This window comes from Tumebacillus avium (assembly GCF_002162355.1).
GTDB classification, from domain to species: domain Bacteria; phylum Bacillota; class Bacilli; order Tumebacillales; family Tumebacillaceae; genus Tumebacillus_A; species Tumebacillus_A avium.
The window spans coordinates 4,974,357-4,986,379 of sequence record NZ_CP021434.1; the positions used below are offsets into that span (position 1 = coordinate 4,974,357).

Here is a 12,023-nt window from a genome sequence, read left to right on the forward strand (position 1 = left end):
GGGTTTTGCTGCTAGTGATCAGCGCCGCCCGGCAGGTCGTCTCCCGGTTCGCAGGGCTGGCCTGCGATCATCGGAGCCTGAAAGCCGTACCGCAGCTTCTGCAGTTCATGCTCGCCGATCAAATAATCGATCACCATATCTTCGGGGGTCACTTGAACAGTCTCATTGGTTTCCTGATTGTTCATCTTGGCTCCCTCCTTCGATAGGTGTAGTTTTCGCGTTCTGCGGGCAGATTATTTTACCTGTTCCCGCCTACTGGCTCTTGGCGATGTTTTGCTGATGCTCAGCGAACGTCGTGGCAAAATAATGCTCGCCGGTGCCGTCATTTTTCGTGACGTAAAAATAGAAATCGTGCATCTCCGGGAACAGCGCCGCTTTGATCGCATCGCGCCCGGACGTGGAGATCGGGCCCGGCGGCAGTCCTTCGATCCGATAGGTGTTGTACGGCGAATCGATCTCCAAGTCTGCAAACAGCAACGTCTCTTTCGTCTTGCCCAACGCGTATTGCACCGTCGCGTCGATCTGCAATTGCATCGGCGGCGTGGCTTTCAGCCGGTTTTGAATAACGCCGGAGATCATCGGACGCTCCTTGGCCACCTGTGCTTCCCGTTCGATCAGCGACGCGAGCGTCAAGGTCTGGTGCAACGTGAGATTTTGCTTTTTCATCTGCTCCTGCCACTCCGGGGTCAGGATCGACTCCGTCTGCTTCAGCATCATGTCGATCACATCATGCGGCGTCACATTTTGGAACGTCTCGTATGTATCCGGGAACAGGTAGCCTTCCAGCCGATATTTCATCCCTTCGACCTGCTTGATCTCGCTCAGGAACGCATAGTCGAATTTGCCGTTTTGCACTTCGTTCAGGAACGCCTGCTTGTCCACGATCTTTTGTTCCGCCAAGCTGTCGGCGATCTGCTCCATGGTCAGGCCTTCAGGCACGGTGAACTGGGTCGTGCCGTATTTGGCATCCCCTTCGACCAGCACGCGGGCGATCTCTTCCATCGTCAGGCCTGGCTGCAGGTAGTACTTGCCCGCCTTGAGCTGGCCGGAACTGCCTTTATACGCAAGATACCATTTAAAAAAGTTCGCATTCTTGATCAGTTGTTTGTCGACGAGCATCACGCCGATGTCATGCGGCGATGCGCCCATCGGAATCTCCACTTCAACCGCCGGACCGCTGTCCTGCGGCGGCTGAAACTGTTCCTCCACATAGAAAAGCCCTCCCCCGATCAGCAGGATGCAAGCGGCGAAGACGTACCACCACTTGTTCCAGCGCGAAGGCTTCTGCGCCGGCAGCTTCGGGGATTGTTTGTTGGTCATGTAAAACCTGCACCTCCACTCATTCCCCACTATTATACTGAATTCGACAAAAGGCGAAAAGCCCGCACCGGAAGATGCGGGCAGACTTTCGGCTATTCCGACTGCTGATTGACGTTCGATGCCAATGCTGCAAAGCCTTCTGCCATCACCTGGCCGACCTGTGCGGCCTGTTCCGGGCTCAGCGATTCGATGCCTTGGCGGTTCACTTGCTCGTTCAGCCCCAACTGTTCGAGCGCCTGTTGCTGCACGTCGTCCAGATGCAGGTCAACCTGATTCGGATGGTACGGATCGGGAATGTTAAAGTCTTTGTTCATCAAAGCCACCTCCCTCTCCTCTAGGGTTGCCTGCTGCGCTCCCGCTCATGACTGGGAATGAAAAACAGGCGCCCCCTGAGGAGCGCCTGCCCATGCCTTGCTATTGCAAATCTTCGTCGCTGCCGCCTTGCTCTTCGAACAAGATGGTGTCGTACTCTTCTGCGACCTTGTCCCACTCAGCATCGTCTTCGATGTAAGCGAGGACATCGTTGCCTTCGTCATCCTTCTCCACGCGCAGGATTACCGCTTCTTCGTCCTGTGCATCAACCGGCTGGAGGATGGCATACATCTTTTGGTCTACTTCGAGCATTTCCAGCACGTCAAACTCATGCTCCGTGCCGTCTTCATCGGTCAGGGTGATGCGTTCGGTTTGAACTTCGCTCATCTCTGGCACCTACTTTCCGTTTTGTTGTCTATCTAAATAGCTTTGCAGGAAGATGGCCGCCGCCATTTTGTCGACGACACCTTTGCGTTTCTTGCGGCTAACATCTGCTGATATCAGCATACGCTCCGCGGCCATCGTTGATAACCGCTCGTCCCACAAAACGACGGGCAAGCTGAATTTAGCCTTTAGTATCTCGGCAAACTGCTCGCTTAATTCGCCGCGCGGCCCAATCGTGCCATTCATGTTCTTGGGATAGCCCAGCACGATCGTGTCGACGTCATATTGCTTGATCAGCTCGCCGATGCGCGCCAGGTCGGCCTCTTCGCTCTTGCGGGTGATCGTCTCCACGCCTTGCGCCGTCCAGCCCATCGCGTCGCTGACGGCGATGCCGATGCGCACGTCGCCGTAGTCGATCCCAAGCGTTCTGGTCAGGTTCATCCTTGATCCCTCATGTAGGCGCGCACCAGTTCCTCGATCAGCTCGTCCCGCTCCAGGCTGCGAATGATATTGCGCGCATTGTTATGGTTGGTGATGTACGCGGGGTCCCCGGAGATCAGATAGCCGGAGATCTGGTTGATCGGGTTGTACCCTTTGACCCGCAAAGCTTCGAAGGCGATCAAAAGCGACCGTCTCGCTTCGCTGTCTTCCTCGCGGCCGCTGAACTTGATCGTGCGGTCAAACGACATATTGAACACCCCATTACGACTTCATTGTTTGCCACGGTAGGCAAGATTTTCCGCAAATCAGGAATCGGGACAATTATACGTCAATGCTTCATGTAGTGCAACACCACGTGCTGCAAAATCACTTTGCCGACCGCCACGAGCGGGATCGCCAGAATCAGGCCGACGATGCCAAACATCTCGCCGCCCAGCAGCAGCGCGAAGATGATCAGCATCGGATGCAGCTTGAGCGTCCGCCCGATCAGGTACGGCCCGATCACGTTTCCTTCGAGCTGCTGGACGATCAGGTTGACGATCAGCACCTTCAGCGCCATCAACGGCGACACCGTAAAGGCCAGCAACAGTGCGGGCGCCGCCCCGATAAACGGCCCGACATACGGGATGATGTTGGTGATCGCCACGATCAGCGCCAAGATGATCCCATACGGCATCCCGACGATCAGATAGCCGACATAAGCCAGCGTCCCCACCACGGTGGCGACCATCAGCTGCCCGCGGATGTAGTTGCCCAGCGCTTCGTCGATCGAGCGGAACAGGCGGATGATCTCCTGGCGATTCTGGCGCGGGAAGAACGTGATCACCGTCTTCTCCATCACCTTCAGGTCTTTGAGCATGTAGAAGACGAGAAACGGCACCACAAACCAGCCGATCGCCCCTTCGATCGTGTTGCCGGCCGACTCCAGCGTCTTGGTGATCGTCTGGGTGACTTTTGACTCCAGCGAGGTCAGGTTGGAGTCGATCGCTTTGCGCACCGCGTCGGGCAGGCGTTTTTTGTCTTCGTTAAAACCGTCCATCCAGGAGTCGAACTCCTCGATCAATTGGGGCAGATGCTCGCTTAGCTCCCGCAATTGATCGATAAACAGTGGGATCGCATTGATCAGCACCACCGTGATCACCAGGAAAAACACGATGTAGATGACCAAGATGCTCGCCCCGCGCGGCACCCCGCGCTGATGCAGGCGCGCCACCAGCGGATTGAGCAGATAGGCGATGATCACCGCGATCAGAAACGGCGTCAACACCGCGCTCAGCACCGTCCAGAACAGTTGCAGCACGTCCCGCAGTTCCCAGAGCAGATATAGGCACGCGAGCAGCACCAGCGTTACCACAAGCGTGTACAGCGTGCGGCTTCGCCGCCACGATTCCATGATGTGCTCACCTCCCGCCGATGTCAGGCAGGATTAGTTTGCCCCAAAATGCGAAAAAGCCCTCCACTTGGAGGGCTTTCCAGTTACCATGCGCCAGTTTACCAGAGAGAAATCGCGATATCGGCGAGCGTAAAGACAAACGCCACCGACGCCACATAGGAATTGACGGTGAAAAAAGCGAGGTCGATACGGCTCATGTCGTGCGGCGAGATGATGCGGTGCTCATACCAGAGCAGCCCCGCCACCGCCGCCACGCCGATCCAATACACGATGCCAAGGTCCACGTAGAGCGGCACCAGCGCAAACAGCACGATCGTCAAAATGTGCATGATCCGCGACAGGCGCAGACCGCCGGCGATCCCAAAGCGCACCGGGATCGAGTGCAGGCCGTTTTTCTTGTCAAACTCGACATCCTGACAAGCGTAGATGATGTCAAACGCCGCAATCCACACCGCGACCGCCCCGGCCAGCAGCAGCGACGGCGTGTCGAACGAGCCGGTCACCGCGATCCAGCCGCCGAGCGGCGCAAACGAGTCGGCGAGGCCCAGCACCAAGTGGCAGGCCCACGTGAAGCGCTTGCAGTACGGGTAGAGCACCAGCACGGCCACTGCCAGCGGCAAGAGCGCGAAGCACAGCGGGTTGAGCATGTACGCGGAGACGCCAAGCAGGGCCAGCGAGCCGATGATAAACAGCCACGCTTCCAGGCTTTTGATCTTGCCGCTTGGAATTTCGCGGTTTGCCGTGCGCGGGTTGCGCGCGTCGATCGCCGCGTCAATGACCCGGTTCAGCCCCATCGCGGCGCTGCGCGCCCCCACCATCGCCAAGGTGACCCAGACGAAGGTCATCAGGCTCGGCCAGGACTCTGTGGTGTAATACGAAGCCATCACCATGCCGATATAGGCATACGGCAAGGCAAAGATCGTATGTTCAAATTTGATCATCTCCAGAAAGAGACGAATCTTAGACATAAAAAAGCCCCCTAGTGATCACATAGCATACTACTCTATTACAGCGATCAAAAGGGGGGTTGTCAACCCGTTTATGAACTTCGCGGCATGCGTTTGTGATCCCTTATTTCGACAAGATACCCAGCTTGATCTTTTACGAATTGACCAGTTCACGGTCCTCTTCTTTGATGGGTTCTTTGCCCAGATACATCCGGATGGCATTTTCCATCTCCGTCATGTTGATGTTCGTGTTGCGGCAGGGACCTTCCGGGCGCTTGTTGGCGATGGCGATCACCGGGATCGCAGCGCCGACATCCTGCACGCCTGCCATCAGGTCGCGTTCGCAAGCGACGGCGATCACGCCTTTGGGGTGCTTTTCGGCGAGCAGTTGGCGCGCCATCTGGCCGCCCGCGCAGATGTGGAAGTCCACATCGTATTTGGCTGTCACCTTCTTGATGTCCTCGCGCGTCCCCGGGTCGAGACAGCGCGGCAGCAAGATCAGCAGCTCATCGCGCTGAATGTTCGCCTGGTTGACTGTGGTCAGGCGATTGCCGACCTGCAGAATCGAGTTGGACATGCGGTCTTTGGAAATGCCAAAGACGCTGGAGATCTTCACCGTCCACGGAATGATGCTGGACAGCGCGACGTGACGCCCTTTGAAGAACGGCACAAAATTCCAGCCGGTCAGCACCGTTGCGCCGATCAGCAGAAAGACCAGATCGACCGCGCCCAGCACCCCGGCAGCTCCCATCACCACCGTGCGCATCACCCACTCCGGCAGTTCCATCAAACGCGGCTGCACCAGATACAGTCCCAGCCACGCCGCGACATTCAAGAACGACAGCGCGATTGCGGTAAAGCTGAGAAACACCCACGGCGTCGTTTCCAAGTCACCGTTGTTTTCCTCGACCTGACCAGCCCAGCCGTCCCATGTATCCCCAAGCTTGCGGGGAGCAATCTTCGTTTCTTCCGCTTCAGCGGACGTCGTTTCGACGTTTGCCATTCCTTATCCCTCCTGCCACACATTGCCATGCTTCTATCATGCCCGAAGCGTTGCCAAGTTATTACACCCGAGGCACCAACCTTGCCCAGAGCGCATATCGTGTGAAGAGTGTACATGTCAAAGGAAGGAGCAAAAGGCGGTGCATCTCTATCTCACAAAACCCGGCGATACGCTGGCAGGTGTCGCCATGCGCCATCGCGTGACACCCCAGCAGCTCATCACCTGCAACCCTCTTCCCCGTTCACCGTTCCTGCTGCCCGGGCATATGCTTATCATCCCCTCGCAGCTCGCCGCAGCGGGCACGGAGGGTTATCATACCTGCCAAGTCAAACCGGACGACACGCTGCGAAGGGTCAGCGCGCGCACCGGTGTTCCGCTGACTTTGATCTCGCTGTGCAATGAGCTGAGCGATGAGCGCATCACCCCTGGGGAGTTTCTGCTCATCCCCGATACATTAACACGCTCCACGGTTTCGAAAAAGCAGTTGGGGCTGCTCAGCTTCTCCCCGCTGCTGCTGCCGGATGGCACGGCAGGGCCGTTGACCTACCTCGGTGCGCAGGGCTTGCGCATCGACGCGGCAGGCAACGTGCAGGTTCCCTCTGCTGCCAAGCCCGGTCCGGACGATAGCAACCTCCGGCAGCTGTTTCTCTGCACGCTGGACGGTGCGGCGCAGATCCTGCCCGATGTCGCCAAAGCATTGCTGAGAAGCGATGACGCCAAGCTGCGCATCCTCGACCAGCTCGCTCTGGCGCTTAAACCCGCCGGCGGGGACGGCGTGATCTTCGACTGGCCGGCGATGCGCCGTGAAGACGAGGTTCCCTATCTGCAGCTGGTCAAAGAAGCGGGACGCCGGCTGCGGCCGATGGGCTATCGGGTCGGCTTGTACCTCAGCTCAGCATCACCGCTTTGCAAACGAACCTCCCTGCTTGCAGAAGTCAGCAGGGGGATCGACCACGTATTTTTTGAAGCGGTCCCAAGCGGCCGCCATGCCTCTCCTCCCCCGCCGCTAGTCGGGACAGAAGACACCCGCCTCGCCTTGCAACAGGCGCTGGAATCTCTCCCACCCGAACAGCTCTGGCTCGTGCAGCGCCCCGCCGCCGTCTACGCGGAACGGGGGCGTGCGGTGCATCGCATAACTCCGCACGCGGCGATCGAGCTCGCCTATCTGCACGGCTCGCCGCTGCTCCGAGATTCGGCCACCGATCTGGCGTGGTTTCGCTGTCCGAACCGAGAGGGGGGACACTCTGTGTGGCTTGAAGATATGAAGAGCTTTGTCCGCAAACTGGAGATCCTGGAGAACATGAAGCTCCAAGGCCTCGCGTTGTGGGAAGTTGGCGCTTATTTTCCGGAAGCCTGGCGCTATCTCTACGATGAGTATGAGACGCTGAACGAATAGAAGCCACGAAAAAAGCTCTGCCTCTCCAAGAAGAGAGACAGAGCTTTTTCTTATGCTTGCGACAGGCCAAGAACCTGTTCGATCTTCGGCTGCAGCTTCTCGAAACCGCGGTCGCCCGCCGTACGGAAGAACAGCTTGCCTTCTTTATCGAACAAGAAGAATGCCGGAACATACTCGTTTTGGAATGCTTCGGCCATCTTGTGCAGGTTGTCGATCGCGACCGGATGCGTGATCCCGTACTTCGCGATGTCTTCCTTCACCTTCTCGATGTCGGTGTCCGCTTCATAGCGCGGGAAGTGAACGCCCACCATCTGCAAACCGTGCTCTTTGTACTTGTCACGGTAGGAGATCAGGAGGTTCATCGTCTCGTGACAGATATGGCACGAGACCGCCCAGAAGTGGACAAGCACATACTTGTCAGAGAGATCGGCCGGAAGCAGATCCTGATGGAACCACTCGGTGGCTCCGGTCAGTTCCGGACGCTCAGAGCCTAAGCGCATCGGCATTGGAAGATACCCTCTTTCCGAATCTGGTACTTACAGGGTGTTTTGACCCGGTTTCCAGTTCGCCGGGCACAGGCCGCCGGTTTGCAGCGCTTCCAGAACGCGCAGGGTCTCGTCAACGGAACGGCCCACGTTCAGGTTGTTGACGGTAGCGTGCTGTACAACGCCTTCCGGGTCGATGATGAACAGGCCGCGCAGAGCGATGCCTTTATCTTCGAGCAGAACGCCGTAAGCGCGAGCGCAGTCCTTCGTGATGTCTGCGCCGAGCGGGTAGTTCAGCTGGCCCAGGCCGTTTTGTTCGCGCGGAGTGTTGATCCATGCACGGTGGGAGTGGATGGAGTCAACCGATACGCCGAGGATTTCAGCGTCGAGATCTGCGAACTCTTGAGCGCGGTCGCTCATCGCGGTGATCTCAGTCGGGCAAACGAAAGTAAAGTCGAGCGGATAGAAGAAGAGAACCAGCCATTTGCCACGGTAATCTTCAAGAGTTACCGAGACATCAAGGGTCTCCAGGTTTTTCGTGGACAACATGTTAAAATTCGGTGCTGCGGATCCAACCAACGGCATAAATGTTACCTCCTCTGGATATGTATGCTACCTCATAATTGTAGACATACCAATCGTTTTTAGCAAGAACTTACGGCGCAAAATGTGAGCCTGATTACTTGCCCCCGTTATGAATTCCCTTCCGGCTAGGCAAACTATACCCGAACAGGAGGGATTTGCGTGAAACTGCTGGTAAAGCTGATGGTGGTCTTTGCGACGATTTATGCGGTTGCCGGCATGATGCGCAGCGTTCGCGTCAACCCGGCGTTCACATTTCTGTCGGCGGCGGCGATCGGACTGCTCGGCTATGCGGGCGACCGCATGCTGCTGCCGAAGATGGGCCGCGCCACGGCGATCCTCACCGATGCGCTGCTCTACGGCCTCACCTTGTTTGGGGCATCGAAAGCCGTTGCCGGGCAAAACAGCAGCGTGACGCTCCCGTACATCGGGCTGGTCTCGGCCGCGCTCGGCGGTTTTGAAGGCTTGTTCCATGAATGGGTGTATGACCGTGAAGCGCACGAAGAGCCAAAAGGGGGCATGGTGCATTGACACGCGTAGTCTGTTCCGTCAACACTTGCACGCACTACATGGCGGGCGATCTCTGCAGCGCCCGCAACATCGACATCATGCATGAAGAGGAAGGCCGCATGTCGGCGATCGCCGACCAGACGATGTGCAAAACGTTCCACGATGCCGCAGGCATCACTTCCTACCTTGGTTCGGCCGACAACATCAACATCACCGGTACGCTGATGGAGCTGACCATGCCCGGCCATCACCTCGATCCGTCGATCGACTGCACAGTCGCGTCCTGCGTCTATTGGGACGAAGGCAGACGCTGCACCGCCAAGGCGATCGAAGTGACCGGCATGCAGGCCAACGAGTGCCAGGATACGAACTGCCGGACGTTCGAACGCCGCGAAGGAGGGATTTGACGGTGAATTCCCATGAACTCGGCTATGAGCTGACCCTCAAAGAGATCGACAACGAGGCCAGCTACGAGCCGCTCGAACTCTGCGGCCTCTCCGGGCTCGGCATCGATCGCATGAAAAGCCTGCTCGACAACGGCGTCCTCCCCAGCGACGACTCCCGCCGCGTGCGCGGACGCGACTTCCTGAACTGGGTCGACCAGAATGACCTTCCTGTGAAAAAACAATAAAAAGAGCGCCTCCAGGGCGCTCTTTTTTCAAGAGGTGGCCATGATGCGCGATTACGAAGTGTACCCGCTGGAAACAGCACAAGCGGATGAGTTTCTGCAAAAGTGGGCGTATCTCTCTGTGCCGTTTGAAGAGCAGCAGCCAGGGCAAATCGCAGCCTATATGCGGGAGCACCCTCCCTTTCTCACCGTTGTACATCCAACCTTCCGCGCTGACCATGCGGAACAATGGCACCCTGCGATCACCTCGATCATCGGCCGCGAACACAGCGGCTTTTTCTTCGATTGGAACAGTGATGAACAAGAACTGCAAGCATGTACGCCAGCAGGCATGACCTTGAATTATCTCCGCGTTTCGGAAGATCCCAAGCATTATGTGCTGGTCGAATGGTCAGATCGCTTGCTGCAAACTGTACCATGCGGCTCCAGTATTTTAAACGCGCTCTGGGTGTTTGGCTTTCAAGGCTATGTCTGCCAAAAAGAGCATAGGGCCGAATTTGCATCGTTTGCCGGGGCGCACAACATCACGCTTGACGGCATCAAACGCTATTTTGAGATCGCCCCTTTTTATTGGAACTGGGCGTTTGACAATGACAATGACGAAATCTACTTCCTCTCCTATCGCTATCAGGCCGATTGGATTCGCAACCGCCTGGCAACGATCAAAAAGAGCTGATGCAAACGCATCAGCTCTCTCTTGTTATTGTTACATTCCCAATTGAAAATCCGGCAGATCCATGTTCAACTGCGGCTGTGGACGGTCGTCGTACGCGATCAGGGAACCGTCTTCTTCCACCTGGAACAGTTTCACTTCATCTCCGGAGATGCTGAACTCCATAAAGCAGCCCCAGCAATAAAACTGGTGCGTGCCAATCTTTCCGATATCGCGGCAGTTACAATGAGGGCAACGGGACATAGGTGGGTACCTCCTTAGAATTCCTCCGCCAGCTCCGTGTCGGCCGGCACCAACAAGGTATCTTGTCCCACCATGATCTCCGGGTGGGCATGCAGCACTTTCCGGCCTTCTTTCAGATCGACCAGAAAGCCTTCCGATACCTCGTACCCCACTATTGTGTTCAGATTTTCATCCAAGTAAACATCTTCCACCGTTCCCAGGTAGGTGCCGTCCTGGGTCAGCACCTCTTTGCCGACAAAATGCACATCGCCTTGGATGAGGCTGCGGATCAGGCCGGTCTCGTCGCGAAACTCTTCGATCTCGTTGTCCTGCAGAATCGTGACCGCATCTTGTCCGAGCGCATGAAGCTTCGCTTTCGGCAAAATCTTGCTCGCCGTCAGCACCGTTCCTTTGGTCAGCAAGAGCGAATGAAAGGTTCCTTCGGCCGAAAAAAGCACATCGCGCACTTCCCCGATATGCTCGCCTCGCCCCAGCTCCACCACCGGCAAACCCACCAGATCTCTCGCTTTCCTCATACACAGCCTCCTTCCGCCTTTATCGCCGTTGCAGGCGCGCCACGATCTCCACCACTTTTTCTGCCGCTGCCCGCACCTCTTCTTCTGTATTCTGTCCCGAAAAAGAGAATCGAATCGCCGAGCGTACACATTCCTCCCCCAGCCCCATCGCCACCAGCACATGGGACGGCTGCAAGGACCCGGACGTGCAGGCCGACCCGCTCGAAGCCATGATCCCCGCCATGTCGAGGTTCATCAAGATCCGCTCCGCCGGAGCGCCCGGAAACGTCACGTTCAAAATCGACGGCACCGCCCCCTCCGGCGAATTGACCTGCAGATTCTCCACGCCTGCCCGCAGCACGGCGAGCATCGTCTCGCGCAGCCCGGTGATCTGTTCATAACGCGCTTCCCGCTGCTCGACAGCCCGCTGCACCGCGAGGCCGAGGCCAACGATGCCGGGCAGGTTCTCCGTCCCGGCGCGGCGCTTGTACTCCTGCGATCCGCCGTGCTGGGTCGGCTTCCAATACAGCCCGCGGCGCACGTACAGCGCACCGACCCCTTTTGGCCCGTGCAGCTTGTGCCCGGAGATCGACAGCAGGTCGATGCCCAGCGCATCGACATCGATCTGCAGCAGTCCCATCGCCTGCACCGCATCGGTGTGGAAAACGATGCCCCGCTCGCGGGTCAACCGACCGATCTCGCCGATCGGCTGCACCGCGCCCGTCTCATTGTTCACCGCCATCACCGAGACCAGCGTCGTGTCGTCGCACAGCGCCGCCGCGATGTCATCGACGCGCACGATGCCGTCCGCACCTGGCGGCACAAATGTCACCTCATAGCCCATCTCCTGCAAAAACTCATATGTATGCAGCACCGCATGATGCTCGATCGTCGTCGTGACGATATGTTTTCCTTGCTCCTTGTACCCGATCGCCGTGCCGATGATCGCCGCATTGTCCGCTTCGGTGCCGCCGCTGGTGAAGACGATTTCGTTTGGCTTGGCGTTGATCGCCTGCGCCACCTGCTCCCGCGCCCGCTCCACCGCGCCTTTGGCCTGCCGCCCGGAAGCGTGCACGCTGGACGGATTGCCATAGATGTCGCGGAAGTACGGCTGCATCGCATCCAGCACTTCTTGCGAGACGGGCGTCGTCGCCGCATTGTCCAGATAGATCACACAGATCATCCCCCTCACTGCTAGTATGACAAAAAGGT

General features: G+C 57.6%; 19 protein-coding genes. 5 read left to right on the forward strand and 14 right to left on the reverse strand.

Annotated features, from left to right (window positions below; all coding sequences use genetic code 11):
* Nucleotides 1–11 precede the first annotated feature (11 nt).
* From CBW65_RS24470 to CBW65_RS23030, 9 genes are all read right to left on the reverse strand, one after another.
* The gene (locus CBW65_RS24470) at nt 12–185 is read right to left on the reverse strand and encodes a hypothetical protein (RefSeq protein ID WP_157722144.1); all 174 of its coding nucleotides are present in this window, start codon (nt 183–185) and stop codon (nt 12–14) included.
* A gap of 67 nt (nt 186–252) precedes the next feature.
* Nucleotides 253–1,320: an endolytic transglycosylase MltG gene (mltG, locus tag CBW65_RS22995; protein WP_087458887.1), complete on the reverse strand. Its 1,068-nt coding sequence runs from the start codon at nt 1,318–1,320 to the stop codon at nt 253–255.
* Nucleotides 1,321–1,412: 92 nt separating this feature from the next.
* Nucleotides 1,413–1,634 (reverse strand): hypothetical protein, encoded by a 222-nt coding sequence (locus tag CBW65_RS23000; RefSeq protein ID WP_087458888.1) that lies wholly within the window; start codon nt 1,632–1,634, stop codon nt 1,413–1,415.
* Between the two features lie 100 nt (nt 1,635–1,734).
* Nucleotides 1,735–2,019, reverse strand: a complete 285-nt coding sequence (locus CBW65_RS23005; RefSeq protein WP_087458889.1) for a DUF1292 domain-containing protein — start codon at nt 2,017–2,019, stop codon at nt 1,735–1,737.
* A gap of 9 nt (nt 2,020–2,028) precedes the next feature.
* On the reverse strand, nt 2,029–2,457 hold the full coding sequence (gene ruvX, locus CBW65_RS23010) for a Holliday junction resolvase RuvX (RefSeq protein WP_087458890.1): 429 nt from the start codon (nt 2,455–2,457) through the stop codon (nt 2,029–2,031).
* Nucleotides 2,454–2,705: an IreB family regulatory phosphoprotein gene (locus CBW65_RS23015; protein ID WP_087458891.1), complete on the reverse strand. Its 252-nt coding sequence runs from the start codon at nt 2,703–2,705 to the stop codon at nt 2,454–2,456. The genes ruvX and CBW65_RS23015 overlap by 4 nt, the downstream gene beginning before the upstream one ends.
* 80 nt (nt 2,706–2,785) lie before the next feature.
* Nucleotides 2,786–3,850, reverse strand: coding sequence for an AI-2E family transporter (locus CBW65_RS23020; protein WP_087458892.1), 1,065 nt, complete (start codon nt 3,848–3,850; stop codon nt 2,786–2,788).
* Between the two features lie 98 nt (nt 3,851–3,948).
* Complete coding sequence (locus CBW65_RS23025; protein WP_087458893.1) at nt 3,949–4,818, reverse strand: UbiA-like polyprenyltransferase; 870 nt, start codon at nt 4,816–4,818, stop codon at nt 3,949–3,951.
* 133 nt (nt 4,819–4,951) lie between these two features.
* Nucleotides 4,952–5,800 carry a DUF116 domain-containing protein gene (locus tag CBW65_RS23030; protein WP_087458894.1) on the reverse strand — a complete coding sequence of 283 codons (849 nt, stop codon included), beginning with the start codon at nt 5,798–5,800 and terminating at the stop codon, nt 4,952–4,954.
* Nucleotides 5,801–5,939: 139 nt separating this feature from the next.
* On the opposite strand from CBW65_RS23030, the gene CBW65_RS23035 reads away from it, so the two are divergent.
* Nucleotides 5,940–7,196 (forward strand): LysM peptidoglycan-binding domain-containing protein, encoded by a 1,257-nt coding sequence (locus tag CBW65_RS23035; RefSeq protein WP_087458895.1) that lies wholly within the window; start codon nt 5,940–5,942, stop codon nt 7,194–7,196.
* 50 nt (nt 7,197–7,246) lie between these two features.
* On the opposite strand, the gene CBW65_RS23040 is transcribed toward CBW65_RS23035, so the two are convergent.
* Nucleotides 7,247–7,702 (reverse strand): TlpA family protein disulfide reductase, encoded by a 456-nt coding sequence (locus CBW65_RS23040; RefSeq protein ID WP_087458896.1) that lies wholly within the window; start codon nt 7,700–7,702, stop codon nt 7,247–7,249.
* 30 nt (nt 7,703–7,732) lie between these two features.
* On the reverse strand, nt 7,733–8,266 hold the full coding sequence (locus CBW65_RS23045) for a peroxiredoxin (protein ID WP_087458897.1): 534 nt from the start codon (nt 8,264–8,266) through the stop codon (nt 7,733–7,735).
* Nucleotides 8,267–8,425: 159 nt separating this feature from the next.
* On the opposite strand from CBW65_RS23045, the gene CBW65_RS23050 reads away from it, so the two are divergent.
* Genes CBW65_RS23050 through CBW65_RS23065 form a run of 4 tightly spaced genes read left to right on the forward strand, consistent with a single transcriptional unit; the run spans nt 8,426 to nt 10,077 of the window.
* On the forward strand, nt 8,426–8,794 hold the full coding sequence (locus CBW65_RS23050) for a DUF2512 family protein (protein WP_087458898.1): 369 nt from the start codon (nt 8,426–8,428) through the stop codon (nt 8,792–8,794).
* Entirely contained in the window at nt 8,791–9,180 is a 390-nt protein-coding gene (locus tag CBW65_RS23055) for a DUF1540 domain-containing protein (RefSeq protein WP_232463400.1), read from the forward strand. Before CBW65_RS23050 ends, CBW65_RS23055 begins: the two co-directional genes overlap by 4 nt.
* Before the next feature lie 2 nt (nt 9,181–9,182).
* Entirely contained in the window at nt 9,183–9,404 is a 222-nt protein-coding gene (locus tag CBW65_RS23060) for a hypothetical protein (protein WP_087458899.1), read from the forward strand.
* A 43-nt stretch (nt 9,405–9,447) separates the two neighbouring features.
* Nucleotides 9,448–10,077, forward strand: coding sequence for a hypothetical protein (locus CBW65_RS23065; protein WP_087458900.1), 630 nt, complete (start codon nt 9,448–9,450; stop codon nt 10,075–10,077).
* Nucleotides 10,078–10,107: 30 nt separating this feature from the next.
* On the opposite strand, the gene CBW65_RS23070 is transcribed toward CBW65_RS23065, so the two are convergent.
* From CBW65_RS23070 to CBW65_RS23080, 3 genes are read right to left on the reverse strand one after another with little or no spacing between them, the layout of a single operon-like run.
* The gene (locus CBW65_RS23070; RefSeq protein WP_087458901.1) at nt 10,108–10,317 is read right to left on the reverse strand and encodes a hypothetical protein; all 210 of its coding nucleotides are present in this window, start codon (nt 10,315–10,317) and stop codon (nt 10,108–10,110) included.
* Between the two features lie 14 nt (nt 10,318–10,331).
* The gene (locus CBW65_RS23075; RefSeq protein WP_087458902.1) at nt 10,332–10,832 is read right to left on the reverse strand and encodes a PRC-barrel domain-containing protein; all 501 of its coding nucleotides are present in this window, start codon (nt 10,830–10,832) and stop codon (nt 10,332–10,334) included.
* 19 nt (nt 10,833–10,851) lie between these two features.
* Nucleotides 10,852–11,994: a cysteine desulfurase family protein gene (locus tag CBW65_RS23080; protein WP_087458903.1), complete on the reverse strand. Its 1,143-nt coding sequence runs from the start codon at nt 11,992–11,994 to the stop codon at nt 10,852–10,854.
* Between the last annotated feature and the right edge of the window lie 29 nt (nt 11,995–12,023).

Excerpts from the sequence above, each read along its gene's own strand:
- CBW65_RS23080 (WP_087458903.1), bottom strand. The coding sequence starts at position 11,994 with ATGATCTGTGTGATCTATCTGGACAATGCGGCGACGACGCCCGTCTCG.
- mltG (WP_087458887.1), bottom strand. The coding sequence starts at position 1,320 with ATGACCAACAAACAATCCCCGAAGCTGCCGGCGCAGAAGCCTTCGCGC.
- CBW65_RS23020 (WP_087458892.1), bottom strand. The coding sequence starts at position 3,850 with ATGGAATCGTGGCGGCGAAGCCGCACGCTGTACACGCTTGTGGTAACG.
- CBW65_RS23005 (WP_087458889.1), bottom strand. The coding sequence starts at position 2,019 with ATGAGCGAAGTTCAAACCGAACGCATCACCCTGACCGATGAAGACGGC.
- CBW65_RS23075 (WP_087458902.1), bottom strand. The coding sequence starts at position 10,832 with ATGAGGAAAGCGAGAGATCTGGTGGGTTTGCCGGTGGTGGAGCTGGGG.
- CBW65_RS23015 (WP_087458891.1), bottom strand. The coding sequence starts at position 2,705 with ATGTCGTTTGACCGCACGATCAAGTTCAGCGGCCGCGAGGAAGACAGC.
- CBW65_RS23065 (WP_087458900.1), top strand. The coding sequence starts at position 9,448 with ATGCGCGATTACGAAGTGTACCCGCTGGAAACAGCACAAGCGGATGAG.
- CBW65_RS24470 (WP_157722144.1), bottom strand. The coding sequence starts at position 185 with ATGAACAATCAGGAAACCAATGAGACTGTTCAAGTGACCCCCGAAGAT.
- CBW65_RS23070 (WP_087458901.1), bottom strand. The coding sequence starts at position 10,317 with ATGTCCCGTTGCCCTCATTGTAACTGCCGCGATATCGGAAAGATTGGC.
- CBW65_RS23000 (WP_087458888.1), bottom strand. The coding sequence starts at position 1,634 with ATGAACAAAGACTTTAACATTCCCGATCCGTACCATCCGAATCAGGTT.
- CBW65_RS23040 (WP_087458896.1), bottom strand. The coding sequence starts at position 7,702 with ATGCCGATGCGCTTAGGCTCTGAGCGTCCGGAACTGACCGGAGCCACC.
- ruvX (WP_087458890.1), bottom strand. The coding sequence starts at position 2,457 with ATGAACCTGACCAGAACGCTTGGGATCGACTACGGCGACGTGCGCATC.
- CBW65_RS23045 (WP_087458897.1), bottom strand. The coding sequence starts at position 8,266 with ATGCCGTTGGTTGGATCCGCAGCACCGAATTTTAACATGTTGTCCACG.
- CBW65_RS23030 (WP_087458894.1), bottom strand. The coding sequence starts at position 5,800 with ATGGCAAACGTCGAAACGACGTCCGCTGAAGCGGAAGAAACGAAGATT.
- CBW65_RS23025 (WP_087458893.1), bottom strand. The coding sequence starts at position 4,818 with ATGTCTAAGATTCGTCTCTTTCTGGAGATGATCAAATTTGAACATACG.